Below are 18,774 nucleotides of genomic sequence, written 5' to 3'. Positions count from 1 at the left end.
AGCCGCCGATGCGTGTAAACTACGGACAGACCGTTCATGGCGAAGAAGAGATAGAGGCCGTGGTCCAGGTTCTGCGCAGTTCGACCCAGATGGGCCGGCACGTGCGCGAGATGCAGGACAAGGTCGCGGCGCTGTTCGCCAAGCGTCACGGGATCATGGTCAATTCCGGATCATCGGCAAATTTCATCGCCGTCGCGCTGCTGGATCTGCCCAAGGGGTCGGAGATCATCACTCCGGCGCTGACATTCGCCACGACCGTCGCGCCGATCGTGCAGCACGGGCTGGTTCCTGCCTTTGTGGACGCGGCGGAGGCCACCTACAACATCGACGCCGCGCAGATCGAGGAGATGATCGGCCCCGACACGCGCGCGATCATGGTGCCCTCGCTGATCGGCAACCTGCCCGACTGGCCGCAGATCCGCCGGATCGCCGAGCGCCACGGCCTGATGGTGATCGAGGACAGCGCCGATACGTTAGGCGCTACCATCGACGGGACCAGCACCGGGACGCTGTCGGACATCTCGACCACCAGCTTCTACGGCAGCCATGTCATCAACGGGGCGGGCAATGGCGGAATGCTGTGCGTCAACGACGACGCCCTGGCGCGGCGGGCGCTGCTGCTGCGGTCCTGGGGGCGCACGTCATCGCTGTTCACCGACAGCGAAACCATCCAGAACCGCTTCAACGTCGAACTGGACGGGATCGACTATGACGCCAAGTTCCTGTTCGAGGAACTGGGCTACAACATGGAACCCTCCGAGATCAGCGCCGCCTTCGGCCTGGTCCAGCTGGGCCGCCTGGACGGCAACATCCGCGCGCGCGAGGCCCATTTCGCCCAGCACCTGGATTTCTTCGCCCGCTACGAAGACTGGTTCATCCTGCCCCGGCAACTGCCCGCCTCGCGCACCGGCTGGCTGGCCTTTCCGCTGACCGTGCGCGACAGCGCGCCCTTCACCCGCCGCGATCTGCAGATCTGGATGGAACAGCGCGACATCCAGACCCGGCCGGTCTTTACCGGCAACATCCTGCGCCAGCCTGCCATGCGCAATGTCACGATGCGTCGAAATGCCCACGGCTACCCGGTCGCCGACGCCGTGATGCGCGGCGGCATCCTGCTGGCGCTGCATCATGGGCTGGAACAGGCGCAGATCGACTTCATGCATGCCAGCTTCGCCGAGTTCGCAAACATCGTCACCAGAAAGGCGGTCTGACCATGAACGACATGTCGCTGAAGGCGCGCGCCAGCACGCTCGACTGCTGCAGGGCCTGCGGATCAGGCCGGATAATGCTGTTCCTGCCGATGGGCGATCATCCGCCCGCCAACATGTTCGTCCGCCCGGAGGACCGTCAGAGGCCGCAGCCGACCTTTCCGCTGAACGCCCAGGCCTGCCTGGATTGCGGCATGATCCAGGTGGCCGACCAGATTCCTGATGGCTTCTTCACGCATTATCTCTACGTGCCATCGGCTGCGCGCACCATGCACGGGCACTTCGAGGGCTTGGCCCGGGTGCTGGTCGATCTGGCCCGGCCGGATGGGCTGATCGTGGATATCGGCTGCAACGACGGGCTGATGCTGGGCTTTGCCAACCGCATGAGCGGCCGGACCTTGGGCATCGACCCCGCCGAAAACCTCAGCCGGACCGCGGCGGAAAACGGGGTCCAGGTGCATGTGGCCTATTTCAGCCCTGACACCGCCCGCGAGGTACGCGAAGCGCACGGAGCCGCCAAAGTCATCTCGACCACCAACACGCTGAACCATATCGGCGACCTGGTCGCGTTCCTGCAGGGGGTGGACATCCTGCTGGCCGATGACGGCTGGTTCGTTGTCGAGGTGCCGTGGTGCCTGGACATCCTGCACACCAATGAGTTCGACAACGTCTACCACGAACACATGTCGGAGATGAGCCTGCTTTCGGTCGTGCGGCTGGCGGAACGGTGTGGCATGGCGGTGGTGGACGTGACGCATCTGCCGGTCCATGGCGGATCGATGCGGGTCTTCATCCGCAAGGCCGCTGCCGCAGGCGCGCCAAGCGCCCAGGTCGAACGGATGCTGGCCGCCGAGGCCGACGCAGGCCTTTGCGACGCAGCCAGCTTTGCGGCCTTCGCCGACCGCATCCACGACATCGGCGCAGAACTGCGCCAGCTGCTGGCCCGGCTGAAATCCGAAGGCGCCAGCATCGCGGGATATGGCGCGCCGGCCAAGGGCAATACGCTGCTGAACTTTTTCGGCATCGGGCCCGAGACGTTGGATTTCCTGGTCGACCGCAACCCGCTGAAACAGGGGATGCTGTCGCCCGGCATGCTGATCCCGATCCATGACCCGTCGGCACTGGCCGAACGGCGGCCCGATTATCTGCTGGTGCTGGCGTGGAACTTCTTTGACGAGATCCGCGCCCAGCTGGCCGATTTCGAGGCGCAGGGAAGCCGCTTCATCCTGCCGCTGCCCCGCCCCCGGATCGTCGACTGAAAGGCGCGCCATGGCAGAGGTGATGATCACGGGCGGAACGGGCTTCATCGGATCGCATCTGGTGCGCGACTGTCTGGCCCGGCGTGATCGTGTCACCATCATTTCGCGTCCCGGTTCGGACCCATGGCGGCTGGCAGGAGTGGCCGCGAAGATCGACCTGGTGCGGTTGCACCCCCTCGATACCGCGGGTCTGGCCCGGCTGGTCCGGCAGGTGCGGCCCCGCCATGTCTTTCACCTGGCAGCGGCGACGCGCCTGGCTGGGGGCGACGCCTCGGACCTGACCCATGCGATGGCCGCCAACCTCGCTCCACTTCAGGCCTTGCTGGAGGTTCTGGATGCCGCCGACCCTCCGCCCGACAGCCTGGTCCGCACCGGCACGCTGGCCGAAATAGGGGAGGCCCCCGTCATCCTGACCGAAGATGCGCGTGAGCGCCCCACGACAGCCTATGGCCTGTCGGCGCTGATGGGCACCCACCTGTTGCGCATGACAAACCCCGGTCGGCGCTATGCTTCCGTGACGGCGCGGCTTTCACTGACCTATGGGGGCGATCAGGACCGTTCCTTTCTGGTCGCCGATTGCATCGCCAAGGCTCTGGACGGGATGCCGCTGACGGTCAGGCGCCCTGGATCCGAACGCGACCTGTTGCATGTCGACGATGTCGTGGCCGCCCTGCAGCTGATCGCGCGCCATGCAGGCCGGCTGCCGGACCAGATGAGCGTCTCCACCGGAAGGCCCGTGCGGATGGCGAACCTGTGCCGGATCATCCGATCCGCTGTGACGGGATCGCCCGGTCCCGACCGTTTCCTTCCCGACGCTCCGCACCCCCTCGCGGGGCGGCTGTCCTGCCATCCATCACCGGCTTTGCGGGCCTTGGGCTGGCGTCCCGCCATGCCCCTGGACAGGGGGGTGGCCCAGGTCGTGGCCTGGGAACGCGCCGCCCGACATCATCAGGACAAGGAACGACTGGCATGACGCTGATTTCAATCCTGGTGCCCGCCTATAACGAAGAGGCGACGGTGCACGACTGCCACCGCCGCATCAGCGCGGTCCTGGCCACCCTGCCCGACCTTGAGGCCGAGATCATCTTTACCGACAATCACTCCACTGACTGCACCTTTGCGCTGCTGACCCGGATCGCGGCCGAGGATCCACGGGTTCGCGTGTACCGCTTCTCGCGCAACGTCGGGTACCAGAATTCAGTCATGTACGCCTACAAGGTGGCGCGGGGAGAATGCGCGATCCAGCTGGATTGCGACCTGCAGGACCCACCCGAGTTGATACCCCGCATGCTGGAACTGTGGCGGCAGGGCCACCAGGTCGTCTATGGCGTCCGCCGCCGCCTGCCGGATGGGCCCGTCGTCGCGGCGTTGCGTCGCGGCTTTTATGCCGTCATCGACCGGATCAGCCCCGACGACCTGCCCCGCAACGCCGGGGAGTTCCGCCTGACCGATCGGTGCCTGCTGGAGCAGATACGCCTGCGCGAGGACCGGTCGCCCTACATGCGGGGCATGATCAGCGCGATGGGCTTTTCTCAGGTCGGGCTCGAATATGATCGGGCCCCCCGCATGGCCGGGACGTCGAAGTTTCCGCTTCGGGCGATGATGTCGCTGGCGGTGGACGGGATGGTGAACCATTCGCTGGTCCCCCTGCGGCTGGCCTCGACGACCTCGATCCTGGTGGGGCTGCTGACCTTCCTCGTCCTGCTGGGCTACCTGATCGGCAAGCTGATCCTTGGGCAGGAATGGCCCCCGGGCTTTGCCACGCTGGTCATCCTTCTGCTGATGTCGATCACGCTGAACGCCATGTTCCTGGGCATCGTCGGCGAATATGTCGGCCGCATCTTCCTGCAGACCAAGAACATCAACGTCCCGATCGTGCAGGCGACGCTGAACGTTTCCGCTCCGGCGAACCAGGCCGTCATCCCGGACCAGACCGTCATGCAGGCCGCAGAATGAGGCTGATGATGATCCAGGGGGGCTTTGGTGCCGGCGGAGCGGAAAAGATCATGGCCCAGGTTGCGACCCACCGCCATGGCAAGGGCGACCAGGTGAACGTGGTTGCGATGCACATGCCGGACGGGGGGTCCTTCTTTCCCTATCCCGACGGCATCCCGCTGACCGTGCTGGCAGGCCACGTCCCTCGCAACAGGCTGCTGCACGCGCGCAGGCTCTACGCCATTCGGCGGCATATCCGCCACACGCGGCCCGACATGATCCTGTCGTTCCTGACCAAGATCAACTGCCTGACCTTGATGGCCGTACGCGGCACCGGGATCCCGGTGGCCATATCGGAACGCAACAATGCGCGGGTGCAGTCATGGTTCTGGGCGAACCTGCAGAACAGCCTGGCCCGCCGTGCCGCGGCGGTCGTGATGCAGACACAGGGCTGTCGCGACGTGCTGCCGCCGGATCTGCGCGACCGTGCCCTGATCGTGCCGAATGTCTGCTCGGCGGTGCAGTTCCGGCGGCTTCCGCCCGTACCGGGCCTGTGCCGGTTCATCGCCGTGGGACGGCTGGACGCGCAGAAGGGGTTCGACATCCTGATCCGCGCATTTGCCGCCCTTCCGGCGTTTCCGGCCACGCGCCTGACCATCTATGGAGAGGGACCCGAACGCGCGGCCCTGGAACGCCAAGTGCGCGACGCGGGCCTGACCGATCGGATCCGGTTGCCCGGCCCGGTCACCACGCCCAGGGGCTGGCTGGAGGCTGGCGACGTGCTGGTGGTCAGTTCCCGCTTTGAAGGGTTTTCGAACGTGGTGGCCGAGGCGGCCTCGTCGGGTCTGCCGATCGTCTCGTTCGACTGTCCCTTCGGCCCCCGGGAGATGATCCGCGAAGGGCTGAACGGCCTGCTGGTCGCCCCTGCCGACGAGGCGGCCCTGACGCGGGCAATGGCGCGGCTGGCCCTGAACCCCGACCTGCGCGACCGCCTCTCCCGGCATCCTCACCTCATTGCGCAGCATCTGCATCCCGACCGGGTCATGCGGCTGTGGGACGCGGTGATCGAGGAAGCGATGGCCACCGCCGCCCAACGTGCCGGAGACCACCGCCCGCGCGCCGGCGTTCAGTCGCGGCCGGCTACCAGCAGGCCGTCCAAGTGATCCAGGCTGTCAATGCGATGCCGCGCGGCATGGGCGGCATCCGGCGGGTCGCCCCGATGCACCCGCAGCGGCCGCAGGATCTGAACCGTGATCCAGCCCATCCGGTTGGGCGTGATGAAATCCTTGGCGGGATTGTCCGCGACATAGACGCAGCGGCGTCCGGCCGCCTGCCCGGCGATCATTTCGAACGCGCGTGGATGAGGCTTTCCGAAATTCCCCTGCCATTGGCCCGTCGGGATGATGGCGTCGCAATAGGCCTCCAGCCCCAAGACGGCGATCTTGGTCCGCTGCATGCGTTCGGGCCCGTCGGTGATCAGTCCGACCCGCGCCCCATGGACGCGCAGATAGCGTGAGGCATCCGGGCACAACGCGATCTGCGGGACATGGTCGCGATAGACCCGCACCAGCGCCTCCACCGGCGCCGACAGCCCCGAGCCCTGCAGCGCCCGGTCGAAGATGTCGCCCCGGCAGCCGCCGTCGAACAGTTCTTGACAGCGCGCGGCAAAATCGTCCCGGTTCAGCCAGAGCCCTACTGCGCGGAACCCGCTGATCGCGAAGTCACGCTCCAGATACAGCGTGTCGTCCAGGTCAAAGACGATCCGGTCAGCCTTGGAAGACGGCATCATCGAAACGCAACATGGTGACGCCGTCGCGCCAGTTGTCATGGGCCCGGCAGGGGCGGCCCGTCACCTCGTCCACCAGCCAGTCCGCAAACCGCGCGCCGGCGTGATGGGCCAACGGATACCCTCCTCCGAAACGCGCATTGATCTCGATGACCCGGGGGCCGGTTTCCCTGTCATCGATCACCTGAAAGCACAGCACGCCCCGCGCCCCCGGCAGCGCCGCGTGGATCTGGCTGGCGACGTGGGCCAGATCGGCGCGACGCTCGGTTTTCCCCTTCTCCACCTCACCGGCGCGCGTCTGCAGGCGCCGATGCGGGATCGTGCAGCGCAGAGCACCGCCTTGGTCGATGAACATGTTGACGGTGTATTCCGGACCGATGAGGCAGGGCTGGAACAGCATCGGCTCGGGGAAGGCGGGCGGCAGGTCGTCCGGATCGGCAAGCACCGCCAGGCCCCTGCTGGCGCTGCCCGCGACGGGCTTCGCAAACAGCGGCCAGCGCAGGTCGGAAGTGGATGCGCGAACTGCCTGCTCGTCCCAAGTGGGCGGGACGGGTACACCCGCCCGTTGCAGGACCTGCATCGTGCGCAGCTTGTCGCGGACAGTGTGGATCACGCCAGGCGCGCTGACATGCACCCTTGCGCCCGCATCAGCCAAGAGATCGACCGAGGCGGCATATGCCGGCAGTTCGGGATCAATTGTCGGGACGATCAGGTCGATGCCATGGTCGCGCACGATGCGGTCGATCGCGGGGATGAAGGTCGGATCGGTGCAGCGCGGCACCCGATGGGCAACGTCGGCAAGTGCGCAGGCGGCTGACAGGCCCGGGTCAAGGTCGCAGGCGTGCAGCTCGACTCGGATGCTGTCCCCCCCTGCCCCACGGAATGCCTGCAACAGCGCAGCCCGACGCCCTGCCGAAGAGATCAGCACCCGCACGATCTGCTGCGCGCCCATCACGTGCCGCAGTTCCAGGCGGGAAGTATCCGCACAGGTCGTGGTCCAAGGGTCTGTTCGATGACCATGAAAACGCTCCTCATGACACGCCGTTGGGCAGAAACCCGGTCGGCGCCGGCGGTCCATCGCCCGCTGGACCGGTACATTCGTCAGCCTGCACGCCAGCCGGTGCGGGACAGCAGTTCCTGGGCCGCAGGGGAAAGCTCGCGGGCACAGGTGGTCTGGATCAGCTCGACCTCTGCGGGATCCAGATAATCCGCAAAGCCCCTGACCTTACCCTGGCGCATGCGCAGGCTCTCACGGTCGCTCAGGTCGTACTCATGCCCCGGCAGGCCGGCGGCCTGTTCCAGGATCTGCATGTTGCGGAACTGCCCCGCGACGACCGCGCGTTCCAGTTCAGCCGCCACGACCTCGACGTTCAGGAAACCCAGCACCCGCGCCGTTTCGGCCTGCGGGTCGCGTGTCAGGCCCTCATAGGTGACGACCAGGTGGCGACGGTGCTTCAGACCGGGCGCCCACCCGTTCAGATAGCGGACCATCGCGGCGATGCCCTGATCAGGATCGCGCAGGAACGGCTCCATTCCTCCGCGAAAGCGATGCTTTTGACGCGTTGCGTGGAAAAAGGCCGACACCATCACGTCGCGCGGATCGCGCAGCATGAAGATGACCGGAGGGCTGCGGAACTGCAGCCGGGAACAGGGAAGGTGGCTGACCGCCACCAGAGGCGGGCGGGGCCGATGCGCGCCGAAGACAAAGGCCGGGATGCCGCGCGCCTGATCCATGTCGAAATTCGGCATGACCCTGAACATCATGTGCAGGTCCACCGCCGGCATCAGGCCGAACCGCTCTGCCAGATAGGACGACAGGATGAAGCGGAACCAGGTTCGTCCCGATTTCGGATAGGAGGCAAGTACGGCGTCGACCTGGCCCATATGCCGGAGCAGCGCCAGCGAATTGACAGCGCGACGCCAAGCAAGACCTGGCAGCCTGAGCACCTCGTTCATGAACACGCACTCCAGACCGATGATGTCCGACAACAGGGAGATATCGGCAAGGCCCGGTCATCCCGTCTCGGCTGTCCCAAAATACCTCGGCCCGCGCATTGCGGCAATCGGGATTTTCCATAGATCGCAACGCGGTGCTGGACGCGGCCGTGGATATTGTCAGGGCCTCAATGCAAATCTTCGTCGCTCTCCGGCTTGAGAGGACAGATGATCAGGCAGCCGGGACCATCGGCAGCATCGAGACAGGGAGCCCATCACGGACCAGGTTGAAACCTTCGAGCATATGCCGGAGGGCACGCCAGAGGGCGGCCGGTTAGGGCCGGGGCAGAAGTCGCCGACACTCTCCCCGAGCTAGACGAACGTTGTCCCGGAGAGCAGGGGTGACCGCAGACGTCGTGTCCCGAGGTGCTGTCCGAGGACCGGTGAAGAACTCTTGTTCATATCCCTGTAGGGACGTTGAACAACCGCCCGAAGCATGCGTTCCTGTGCAGGTGAGAAAAAGGAGTGACCAGTGCCAGATGTCGGCCTGAGAGAGTGGTTTGCAGCCGGACGCGCCATCGCGAAAGGTCATCTGTTGCGCTATGAGCCGGGAGCCGGCCTGACCTCCCGCTTTGAGCGGGAGCTGGGCGAGGCCGTCGGAGCCCGGCATGTGCTGGCCGTCAACTCCGGGACCAGCGCGCTTGTCGCGGCACTGGCGGCGGCGGGGATCGGGCCGGGTGACGAGGTGCTGGTGCCGGCCTATACCTGGATGGCCACCGCGGCGGCGCCGGTGCAGGTCGGCGCGGTCCCGGTCCTGGTGGACATCGACGAGACCCTGACGATGGATCCCGAGGACATCCGTGCCAAGATCACGCCCTATACCCGGGCCATCATCCCGGTGCACATGGTCAACGCGCCCTGCGACATGGATGCGATCATGTCGATCGCCCGCGAGCATGGGCTGATCGTCATCGAGGATGCCTGCCAGAGCGTCGGGGTCCCCTACAAGGACCGGTACTGCGGGGCAATCGGGGACCTGGGCACCTACAGCTTCAACAAGATGAAGAACATGAACATCGGCGAGGGCGGGGCCGTCCTGACCAATGACGAGCGCTATTTCATTCGTGCCCGAAGCTATCATGACCTGGGCTCTCTGGTCCGCCAGCACGGGGACCGGTTGAACGAGCCGGAATTCGTGGGCATGAACATGAAGGTCACCGAGATCGACGGTGCCATGCTGAGCGTCCAGCTGAAGAAGGTCATCCCGATGCTGCGCCGGATGCAAAAGCGCCGCGCCGTTCTGGCCGAGATCTTGTCCGGAAGCCAGGAGTTCAGGGTCACGCCGCACAATGATCCGGGGTCGGCCGTCAGCCTGTCGATCCTGGCGCCCACGCGGGAGAAGGCGATCGAACTGACCGGCCGGCGCGGCGTCCACAACCGTCTGCGCGACAGCTCCAAGCATCTCTACACGAACTGGGAGCCGATCCTGCAGAAGCGAACCTTCCACCCCAAGATGAACCCCTGGGCCTGGGCCAAGCGCGACATCACCTATACGCCGGACATGTGTGCCCGGACGCTCGATATCCTGGACAGGACCTGCATCGTGACGCTTGGGCTGCGTTATCCCACCCCCCTGATGGCGTTGATCGCCCGCAAGCTGTCCGGCGCGAACTGATCGTCCTGCATCGCCGAAGACTGGCGCGCCGCCGCATAGGCCGCGGCGCGCGTTGTCAGCGCCATGATGGTCAGGGTCGGGTTGTGGACATGCTGCCTGGGGAAGCAGGCGCCATCGGTCACGTAAAGGCCCGGAACATCCCAGCATTCGTTGTGGGGATCCACGACGGAGGTGGCAGGGTCCGTGCCCATCCTGGCGGTTCCGCATTCATGCACGCTTGTTCCGCCGGGCGACAGGCGGCTGTTGACGGTCACATCCGTCAGCCCCAGATCCGCGGCCAGCTGCCGGATGATCTCGGCCTGGCGGCGGGCGATGGCATGCTGTTCCTCGGAGTGGCGGAAGCGGATGACCGGGATCGGCATGCCGTGCCGGTCGCGGCGCGACGGGGAAAGCGTCACCCGGTTCATGCGGTCCGGCAGCATCTCGGCAAAGCAGACGATGTCAACTCGCGCGCCTCCGCCGGGTCTGGAATGGACGTGGATCTGCAGGCTGAAGAACCCGTCCATCGAAGGGTGCGGCGGGATATGGATGCACCGGCCGGGCTCCGACTGCGCGGGAAGGACATCGTCCAGCCGGGACCGGAAGCCCGTCCCGCTCATCACTGCATGATCCATGAGATAGGCGCCGAGCGCGGGCGAGCCTGTCCCCGTACCAGAATCCGCCCCAGAACCCGCGTCGTCCCCGCGGGACAACAGGAGCAGGCGGGTGCTTTCAATCGTCGATGCACAGAGAAAGACGATCGGCGCGCGGACCGTGCGGATGTCGCCAGTGCGGCTGTCGATCCATTCCACACCTGCGGCCGATCCCTGGTCATCCTTTAGGACACGCCGCACCACGGCGCCCGCCTGGCACGTCAGGCGGCCGGTCTCGGCGGCCAGATCCAGCCAGGCGAGGGGCGGGGCCGAGCTTCCCAGGACGGGTTGCGCTTGCGGCCAACGGGACCGGATCACCTCCATGATCACCTGCTCGGACTTCGTCGGCTCCAGGATATGGGCCAGCCGGCTGCTCAGCGGGCCGGGCGTGGGGCGGGCGCTGCCGCTCAGGCGCAGCCTGTCCTCGACCCAAGCATAGGAGGCATCCAGTTCTTCAACTTCGAAGGGCCAGCCCGTGTCCCTGTCGCCGGCAGCCCGCGCCATCCCGGCCAGCCGATAATACTGGCGGCCATGCCCCGGGACCAGCATGCGCCCCCCCGGCTGCCGGGACCGGAACCACAGAAAGCGGCTGCCTTCTTCGGTCTCGTACGGCACGGAACGGTCATCGACCAGAATATCGGGCGCCATGGCCCAAGCGAAACAGCGCGACTGGACGGGCTGGCGGACGCGCCCCAGCAGGCGGAATGCCCGTTCTCCAAAGCGCGTGACGCGCGGGGGAAGCCTGCTCTCGGCATCAGTTCGGTCGAGAAACCGCGCCACCGCCGTCAGGGATTTGGTAAAAGGATCCACGGGACGTGGCCGGGGCAGCCCCGCTTCCAGAACCACCACGCTCAGCCCCGCCTCGCACAGCCGCGCCGCCGCGACCCCACCGGCGGCCCCGGCACCGACAACGATCGCATCAAATCTGCTGCCGTCCGATACCGGCAAGCCCGCCCACATATCCACCGCCATACTCTGAAACTCTCGCACCAAAAGATTTCATCTGGCACAGGCTTACCGCAAATGTCCAAACAAACTGTGTTGATGATTGACCATCGGAACCGGGCACCGAGGGTCAAACCGACCTGCCCCCGACAGCCCACTGGTCCATGACAGAAACCACCCGTCCGCCCCGGCAGGCTCAGCCCTCATCGCCCTCCTCTACGACGTCTTCCGTCACGACCAGTGACAGAACCCGGATGCGCAGTCCCGTTCAGACTGATCGGGCGTCGTGTTCCGGTTTTCCGATCGCGGCTGGCAGTTTCGTTCGCCCTGCGATAGATCATGCCGACGCGGCGGGGCGCTGATGCGGCATCCCGGGCCGCGATGGCCAACCATGCAGGCGGGACCGCGATGCAAAGAACTTGCCCACTCGTGCTGTCGGACGATCACGTGATGCGCGTCGCCCCGGCCGAGGGCGAGCTCTACAAGGCCGGCTGGCGCATGCTGGAGGATGCGGACCTTGACCGCCTGGCCGAGCGGCTGACGGCCGGCAGGTCCCGTCCCATCCCCGTCTTCGCCTATGGATCGCTGATCTGGAACCCCGGCTTCGAGGTCCAGGCCCGGCGGCGGGGGCAGGCCATCGGCTGGCACCGCGACTTTTCCCTCAGCCTCGACCATTTCCGGGGCACGCCCGAGCGGCCCGGCCTGATGCTGGCCCTTGCCTCGGGCGGCAGTTGCGAGGGGCTGGTTCTGGAGATCGCCGAGGGGACCGAGACCCAGTCCCTGCGAAGCATCCTCAGGCGCGAGCTGGTCGCCCATGAACTGGCCGCGAATGCCTGCTGGATCGAGGTCGAGACGGAACGCGGGCGCGAATCTGCCCTGACCTTCTATGCCGATCCGGTGGATGCGCCTGTCGCCCGGCTGACGGTGGCCGAACAGGCGCGCAGGCTGGCCCATGCGGCCGGGGCTGCGGGTTCGGGGGCGGAATACCTGCTGCGCACCGCCCGCGGGCTGGCCGAATGGGGCATCCACGACGAATATATCTGGACGCTGCAGCGCCTGGTCGCCGAAGAGATCGACGCCTGGTAACCGCAGCCTCCGAACCGGCTTGTGAAATCGCGGCGCTGCGTGTTGAGAATGTGCGGGGCAGGCTTGCGGTTGCCGTGGGCGGCAGCCCCCGGGCCGCGGCGGGGCAGAAGAGCGCGGGTACAGACAGATGAGCAGGATTGGTCTTGATGCGACCGACATTCGCATCCTTGCGGCCGTTCAGAAATGCGGCCAGCTGAGCAAGGCCAAGCTGGCCGAGATGGTCAACCTGTCGCCGACGCCTTGCTGGGCGCGCCTGAGCCGGCTGAAGGCCGCGGGGCTGATCCGGGGATATCATGCGGATGTCGCGCTGGAACGGCTTGGAAATTTTTCCCAGGTTGTCGTGACCGTGTCGCTGTCCCAACATCGAAAGTCGGACTTTCAACGCTTCGAGGCCCATATCGCCGCTATGACGGAGGTGACCGAATGCGTCGCGACGGGCGGGGGGATGGACTATGTGCTCAAGATTTTCACCCCCAGCCTGCCGGCCTTTCAGGAGCTGATGGAGAAGATGCTGGAGGCCGAGCTGGGGATACAGAGATACATGACCTATATCGTCACGCGCGAGGTGAAATCCGCCCGGCCCGATCTGGCCGCGCTGATGCGCCGGGAGCCCGGTCCCGCCTGAGCGGTCGCGCGGATGCGCCATGACGGGCCGATCGGACCGTCTCGGCCGCAAATTCGGCCCGCCGCGCCTTCCGAATTGGGAAACACTGCAGCTGCGCATGGAACCGGCGCGTCCGGATGACCCTATCCGGCAAGAAAGGCGCGAGCAGGTTCGGCGCACCATAACCACGCTGCCGGGACCAGTGGGCCGCCAAGGCCTGACCCCGGACCACAATTGACAGGAGATGTCCACCTTGCCGCTTTCGATCCATTGCAGGCCCCTGCTCACCCTCATCCTGTGCCCTGCCGGGGCAGCCCATGACGGAGGCATGGCATGACCGAGATCCAGTGCCAGACGGAAGCCGAGCTGATCGACGGCCGCGTCCATGCCGAAGCCGTGCGCCGGAAGGTCCGCGAGGCGGTGTCCCGGATCAAGGACAGCCACGGCCTGACCCCCGGCCTTGCGGTCGTGCTGGTCGGCAGCGATCCCGCCTCCGAGATCTATGTCCGCTCCAAGGCCAAGCAGGCGGTCGAGGCGGGAATGGCCTCGTTCGAGTTCCGCCTGCCGGCCACCACCGGCGCCGAGGAGCTGCTGGAGGTGATCGCCCGGCTGAACGACGATCCGCTGGTCCACGGCATCCTGGTCCAGCTGCCGCTGCCTGCGCATCTGGATTCGTCGCTGGTCATCAACGCGATCAACCCCCTGAAGGACGTGGACGGGTTCCACGTCTCGAATGTCGGCATGGTCGGCACCGGGCAGAACGCCATCGCGCCCTGCACGCCGCTTGGCTGCATGCTGATGCTGCAGCGTCTTCACCCCGACCTGAAGGGCAAGACCGCGCTGGTCATCGGGCATTCCAACATCGTGGGCAAGCCGATGGCGCGCCTGCTGCTGAACGCGGACTGCACGGTGATCGTGGCGCATAAATCCTCGACCAACATTCCCCAGCTGGCGCGGATGGCCGACATCGTCATCGCCGCCGCAGGCGTGCCGGGCCTGGTCAAGGCGGACTGGATCAAGCCGGGCGCCACGGTGATCGATGTCGGGATCAACCGGATCCCGGCGCCGGAACTGGGGCTGCAGGAGGACGGCAGCGCCCGAACCGGGATCGTGGGCGATGTGGACTTCGCCAATGTGCGCCATGTCGCGGGGGCCATCACCCCCGTGCCGGGGGGCGTCGGCCCCATGACCATCGCCTGCCTTCTGGTCAACACGCTGCTGGCCTTCTGCCACCTGCACGACATCCCGGCGCCCGGCCTGCAACCCGACTGAGACCGGAGGAAAGGGTGCGACCGGGCCCTGCCCAAACGGCCATGGGCCCGGTCGTCGCCGCCCGTTCCAGATACGGGCGGCGGACCATCTGCAAGGGCGCGCGATCGACAGGGCCGAACGGTCTGCGCGATGACGCAAGAACAGTCCGGATGGACGCTTGGGCGCCGCATTTCAGCCCGCGACGCAGGGTAAACCGCGCTTAGATTTACGTGCTGTTCACGACACCCCGGCTGGTTCAGGCCTTTCTTTCGAAAGAACACGTCAGATGACCCAAACAAAAGATTTCGGTTTCGGCACGCAGATCCGCAAGTCCCCCTATTTCGACGCCACCGTCCGGTGGGGCGCCACGGGGTTTTCGGTCTACAACCACATGTACATCCCGCGCGACTTCGGCGATCCGGTCCAGAACTTCTGGAACCTGATCAACGACGCGATCCTCTGCGACGTCGCCGTCGAGCGTCAGGTCGAGATCACCGGCCCGGACGCCGCGAAGTTCGTCCAGATGCTGACCCCGCGCGATCTGTCCAAGATGGCCGTGGGACAGTGCAAGTACATCCTGATCACCAATGCCGAGGGCGGGATCCTGAACGACCCGATCCTGCTGCGCCTGGCCGAGAACCATTACTGGATCTCGCTGGCCGATAGCGACATCCTGCTCTGGGCGCAGGGTGTGGCCGTGCATTCCGGGATGGATGTCCAGATCAGGGAGCCTGACGTCTCGCCCCTGCAGTTGCAGGGTCCGAAATCGGGCGAGGTGATGCGCGCGATGTTCGGCGACAGCATCATGGACCTGCGCTATTACTGGCTGCGCGAGGTCGAGCTGGACGGCATCCCGCTGATCGTGTCGCGCACCGGCTGGTCCAGCGAATTGGGATACGAGCTGTTCCTGCAGGACGGGTCGCGCGGTGACGAATTGTGGGAAAAGATCATGGCTGCGGGCAAGCCCTTTGGCCTGAAGCCGGGCCATACCTCCTCGATCCGCCGCATCGAGGGCGGGATGCTCTCCTATCACGCCGATGCCGACATCAACACCAACCCCTATGAGCTGGGGCTGGGCCGCCTGGTGAACCTGGACATCGAGGCCGACTTCATCGGCAAGGAGGCGCTGCGCCGGATCAAGGCCGAGGGCCCGTCCCGCCGTCAGGTCGGCCTGGTCATCGAGGGCGCGCCGCTGACCGGCCCGAACACGACCTTCTGGCCCGTCACCCAGGGCGGGAACGTCGTCGGCAAGGTCACCTCGGCGATCCATTCGCCGCGGCTTGAACAGAACATCGCGCTGGCGATGCTGTCGGCGGATGCGGCCCAGATCGGCGCAATGGTCGAGGTGACGACCCCGGCCGGGTCGATGCAGGCCACGATCGTCGAACAGCCCTTCTATGATCCCAAGAAGACCCTTGCCGCCGCCTGAACCGCAACCCTCATACCCGGACGACTGGACATGACCGATCTGTCGATTGAAACGCACTGGCAGCGAGAGGCGCCCGCGCTTCGACCTGGCGCCTATTCAAACGCGCACAAGGTGCGGTTCAATGACCGCATCGAACTTCCCGTCGATGCCGCCCCTGACTGGGGCGGCGATCCGGCCCTGACCAATCCCGAACAGGCCCTGGCAGCGTCTCTGTCCAGTTGTCACATGATGACCTTCCTGGCGCTCGCCGCCAAGGCGGGCTGGCCCGTGGCCAGCTATGACGATCATGCGGTGGCCCATCTGGGCAAGAACGCCAAAGGGCAGATGTGCGTGACGCGCATCGACCTGCACCCCCGGGTCCGCTTCGATACGGGATTCGCAGTGGAGCCGCGGGCGATGGAGCAGATGCAGGATCGCGCGCACCGCTACTGCTTCGTTGCCAACAGCCTGGCGGAGAGCGTCGAGGTCAATATCGTCGTACAGACGGATGCAGGGGCCGCCCATGTCGGATAATTCGATCCTGCTGCGAAATCTGGACGGCGCCGGCATCCTCCGGCTGACCCTGAACGACCCCTCGCGGCGCAACGCCCTGTCCGAGGCGATGCTGGAAAGCCTGGCCACGGCCTTTGCCGATGCCGCCACGGACCCGGCGGTGCGCGTCGTGATCCTGGCCGCGGAAGGTCCCGCCTTCTGCGCGGGGCATGACCTGAAGGAGCTGACCGCCGGGCGCTGTGGCCCGGACGGGGGCAAGGCCTATTTCGCCCGCATCATGTCGATGTGCTCGGGCGTGATGCAGGCCATCGTCGCCTGCCCCAAGCCGGTCATCGCCGAGGTCGCGGGGGTCGCCACCGCGGCCGGCTGCCAGTTGGTCGCCAGCTGCGACCTTGCTGTCGCGGCAGACACGGCGCGGTTCAGCACGCCCGGCGTCCATATCGGGCTGTTCTGTTCGACGCCCATGGTCGCGCTGTCGCGGAATGTCGCCAACAAGCATGCGATGGAGATGCTGCTGACCGGCGACATGACCTCGGCCGCGCGCGCGGCCGAGATCGGGCTGGTCAACCGGGCGGTCCCCGCCCAGGACCTGCAGTCCGAGACGCAGGCCATGGCGACCAAGATCGCCTCCAAGTCCGGCATGACCCTGGCCACCGGCAAGCGCGCCTTCTATGCCCAGCAGGAGATGCCGCTGGCCGAGGCCTATGCCTATGCCTCGGCGGTGATGGTCGAGAACATGCTGGCGCGAGATGCCGCCGAAGGCATCAACGCCTTCATCGGCAAGCGCAGCCCCCAGTGGGAGGATCGGTGAGGCCATGGTCGACAATCCCTACAACATCGGCCTGGACCGCAATCCGGCCAATCACCAGCCCCTGACGCCGCTGACCTTTCTGGAACGCGCGGCGACCGTGTTCCCGGACCACACGGCGATCGTCCACGGCGCCCTGCAGCGCAGCTACAGGGACTTCTACGCCCGCTCGCGGCGGTTGGCCTCGGCCCTGGCGCAGAAGGGGATGGGGCGTGGCGACACGGTCTCGGTCCTGCTGCCCAACGTGCCGGCGATGCTGGAATGCCATTACGGCGTCCCGATGAGCGGCGCGGTCCTGCATTCGATCAACATCCGGCTGGACGCCGCCACCATCGCCTTTCAGCTGGACCATGCCATGTCGCGGGTCGTGATCGTGGACACGGAGTTCCTGCCCCTGCTGCGGCAGGCCCTCGACCTGGCCAAGGTTTCGCCCCTGATCGTGACGAGCGACGATCCGGAGTTTGCGGGCGGCCCGGTGCCGGCGGACGGGCTGGGCTATGAGGCGTTCCTGGCGGGCGGCGATCCCGAGTTCGACTGGCTGATGCCGCAGGACGAATGGGACGCGATCTCGATCAACTACACGTCGGGGACGACGGGCGACCCCAAGGGGGTCGTGTCGCATCACCGAGGCGCCTATCTGCTGGCGCAGGGGAACGCGCTGACCACGGCGATGGCCAAGCACGCGGTCTATCTGTGGACCCTGCCGATGTTCCATTGCAACGGCTGGTGCTTTCCCTGGACCATGTCGGCGGTGATTGGCACGCATGTCTGCCTGCGGCAGGTCCGGGCCGAGCCGATCTGGAGCGCGCTGGCCGAGCGCGGCGTCACCCATCTGTGCGGGGCGCCCATCGTCATGTCGCTGCTGATCGGGGCCGAGGCCGGGGTCCGGCGCGATCTGGGCCGCAGCGTGCAGTTCATGACCGCCGCCGCCCCGCCGCCCGAAAAGGTTCTGTCCGACATGAAGGAGGCCGGGTTCGAGGTCACCCATCTTTACGGGCTGACCGAAACCTATGGCCCGGCGGTGGTCAACGACTGGCATTCCGACTGGTCAGACTTGCCTCCCGCCCGGCAGGCGGCACTGAAGGCCCGCCAGGGCGTCCGCTATCTGCCGCTGGAGGGGCTGGACGTCCTGGACCCCGACACGATGCGGCCGGTGCCGCGCGACGGGCAGACCATCGGCGAGGTCATGTTCCGCGGCAATGTCGTGATGAAGGGCTATTTCCGCAACGCAAAGGCCACCGAGGAGGCATTCCGGGGCGGCTGGTTCCATTCCGGCGACTTGGGGGTCATCCATCCCGACGCCTATATCCAGCTCAAGGACCGGTCCAAGGACATCATCATCTCGGGCGGCGAGAACATCTCGTCCATCGAGGTCGAGGAGGCGCTCTATCGTCACCCGGCGGTCGCCGTCTGCGCCGTCGTGGCGATGCCGGACGAGAAATGGGGCGAGCGTCCCTGCGCCTTTGTCGAGTTGACGCCCGAGGGTCAGGCCGACGGCGCCGGCCTGCTGGCCTGGTGCCGCGCGCATCTGGCGCCCTACAAGATCCCCGCCCGGATCGTCTTCATGCCGATCCCGCGCACCTCCACCGGCAAGATCCAGAAATTCGCCCTGCGTGACCAGGCACGGCAGATGGCCTCCGACACAGCGGTGCCGTCATGACGCATGGACCATGTCCCCACCCGGACGGCAGGATCGGGCGGCCCTGCCCGCCCCTGGACAGGCACAAGG

17 protein-coding genes are annotated in these 18,774 nt (G+C 66.3%); 13 read left to right on the top strand and 4 right to left on the bottom strand.

The window, feature by feature from the left end; translation table 11 throughout:
* Positions 1–8: 8 nt before the first annotated feature.
* The 5 genes from ACZ2G3_RS16875 to ACZ2G3_RS16855 are packed head-to-tail and all read left to right on the top strand — an operon-like array spanning position 9 to position 5,565.
* On the top strand, positions 9–1,211 hold the full coding sequence (locus tag ACZ2G3_RS16875) for an aminotransferase class I/II-fold pyridoxal phosphate-dependent enzyme (protein ID WP_470399649.1): 1,203 nt from the start codon (positions 9–11) through the stop codon (positions 1,209–1,211).
* 2 nt (positions 1,212–1,213) lie between these two features.
* Complete coding sequence (locus ACZ2G3_RS16870) at positions 1,214–2,467, top strand: methyltransferase domain-containing protein (RefSeq protein ID WP_470399648.1); 1,254 nt, start codon at positions 1,214–1,216, stop codon at positions 2,465–2,467.
* A gap of 10 nt (positions 2,468–2,477) precedes the next feature.
* Complete coding sequence (locus tag ACZ2G3_RS16865; protein ID WP_470399646.1) at positions 2,478–3,440, top strand: NAD-dependent epimerase/dehydratase family protein; 963 nt, start codon at positions 2,478–2,480, stop codon at positions 3,438–3,440.
* The gene (locus tag ACZ2G3_RS16860) at positions 3,437–4,423 is read left to right on the top strand and encodes a glycosyltransferase family 2 protein (protein ID WP_470399644.1); all 987 of its coding nucleotides are present in this window, start codon (positions 3,437–3,439) and stop codon (positions 4,421–4,423) included. Before ACZ2G3_RS16865 ends, ACZ2G3_RS16860 begins: the two co-directional genes overlap by 4 nt.
* Positions 4,420–5,565, top strand: a complete 1,146-nt coding sequence (locus ACZ2G3_RS16855; RefSeq protein WP_470399642.1) for a glycosyltransferase — start codon at positions 4,420–4,422, stop codon at positions 5,563–5,565. Before ACZ2G3_RS16860 ends, ACZ2G3_RS16855 begins: the two co-directional genes overlap by 4 nt.
* On the opposite strand, the gene ACZ2G3_RS16850 is transcribed toward ACZ2G3_RS16855, so the two are convergent.
* From ACZ2G3_RS16850 to ACZ2G3_RS16840, 3 genes are all read right to left on the bottom strand, one after another.
* The gene (locus ACZ2G3_RS16850) at positions 5,529–6,191 is read right to left on the bottom strand and encodes an HAD family hydrolase (protein ID WP_470399640.1); all 663 of its coding nucleotides are present in this window, start codon (positions 6,189–6,191) and stop codon (positions 5,529–5,531) included. The two genes, ACZ2G3_RS16855 and ACZ2G3_RS16850, sit on opposite strands and share 37 nt — an antisense overlap.
* Complete coding sequence (locus ACZ2G3_RS16845; protein ID WP_470399638.1) at positions 6,169–7,140, bottom strand: ATP-grasp domain-containing protein; 972 nt, start codon at positions 7,138–7,140, stop codon at positions 6,169–6,171. The genes ACZ2G3_RS16850 and ACZ2G3_RS16845 overlap by 23 nt, the downstream gene beginning before the upstream one ends.
* 149 nt (positions 7,141–7,289) lie before the next feature.
* A complete protein-coding gene (locus ACZ2G3_RS16840; protein ID WP_470399636.1) occupies positions 7,290–8,177 on the bottom strand; it encodes a sulfotransferase domain-containing protein in 888 nt (295 codons plus the stop codon).
* Between the two features lie 541 nt (positions 8,178–8,718).
* Between ACZ2G3_RS16840 and ACZ2G3_RS16835 the strand changes: the two genes are divergently transcribed.
* Complete coding sequence (locus ACZ2G3_RS16835) at positions 8,719–9,798, top strand: DegT/DnrJ/EryC1/StrS family aminotransferase (RefSeq protein ID WP_470399634.1); 1,080 nt, start codon at positions 8,719–8,721, stop codon at positions 9,796–9,798.
* On the opposite strand, the gene ACZ2G3_RS16830 is transcribed toward ACZ2G3_RS16835, so the two are convergent.
* A complete protein-coding gene (locus ACZ2G3_RS16830; RefSeq protein ID WP_470399632.1) occupies positions 9,744–11,402 on the bottom strand; it encodes a GMC oxidoreductase in 1,659 nt (552 codons plus the stop codon). The genes ACZ2G3_RS16835 and ACZ2G3_RS16830 overlap by 55 nt on opposite strands.
* Positions 11,403–11,783: 381 nt before the next feature.
* On the opposite strand from ACZ2G3_RS16830, the gene ACZ2G3_RS16825 reads away from it, so the two are divergent.
* The 7 genes from ACZ2G3_RS16825 to ACZ2G3_RS16795 all read left to right on the top strand — a co-directional run bounded on the left by ACZ2G3_RS16825 (position 11,784) and on the right by ACZ2G3_RS16795 (position 18,705).
* Positions 11,784–12,461: a gamma-glutamylcyclotransferase gene (locus ACZ2G3_RS16825; protein WP_470399630.1), complete on the top strand. Its 678-nt coding sequence runs from the start codon at positions 11,784–11,786 to the stop codon at positions 12,459–12,461.
* 127 nt (positions 12,462–12,588) lie between these two features.
* Positions 12,589–13,086 carry an Lrp/AsnC family transcriptional regulator gene (locus ACZ2G3_RS16820; protein ID WP_419269496.1) on the top strand — a complete coding sequence of 166 codons (498 nt, stop codon included), beginning with the start codon at positions 12,589–12,591 and terminating at the stop codon, positions 13,084–13,086.
* 312 nt (positions 13,087–13,398) lie between these two features.
* Positions 13,399–14,337: a bifunctional methylenetetrahydrofolate dehydrogenase/methenyltetrahydrofolate cyclohydrolase FolD gene (gene folD, locus ACZ2G3_RS16815; protein ID WP_470399628.1), complete on the top strand. Its 939-nt coding sequence runs from the start codon at positions 13,399–13,401 to the stop codon at positions 14,335–14,337.
* A gap of 265 nt (positions 14,338–14,602) precedes the next feature.
* Positions 14,603–15,745, top strand: a complete 1,143-nt coding sequence (locus ACZ2G3_RS16810; protein WP_470399626.1) for a glycine cleavage T C-terminal barrel domain-containing protein — start codon at positions 14,603–14,605, stop codon at positions 15,743–15,745.
* 30 nt (positions 15,746–15,775) lie between these two features.
* On the top strand, positions 15,776–16,258 hold the full coding sequence (locus ACZ2G3_RS16805) for an OsmC family protein (protein WP_470399625.1): 483 nt from the start codon (positions 15,776–15,778) through the stop codon (positions 16,256–16,258).
* Positions 16,248–17,048 (top strand): enoyl-CoA hydratase, encoded by an 801-nt coding sequence (locus tag ACZ2G3_RS16800; RefSeq protein WP_470399623.1) that lies wholly within the window; start codon positions 16,248–16,250, stop codon positions 17,046–17,048. Before ACZ2G3_RS16805 ends, ACZ2G3_RS16800 begins: the two co-directional genes overlap by 11 nt.
* Before the next feature lie 4 nt (positions 17,049–17,052).
* Positions 17,053–18,705 carry an acyl-CoA synthetase gene (locus tag ACZ2G3_RS16795; protein ID WP_470399621.1) on the top strand — a complete coding sequence of 551 codons (1,653 nt, stop codon included), beginning with the start codon at positions 17,053–17,055 and terminating at the stop codon, positions 18,703–18,705.
* The last annotated feature ends 69 nt before the right edge of the window (positions 18,706–18,774 follow it).

This window comes from Paracoccus sp. KKT209 (assembly GCF_055635455.1).
Note: the sequence above shows the minus strand (reverse complement) of the source record. Positions and strands in the feature narration are given on the sequence as shown.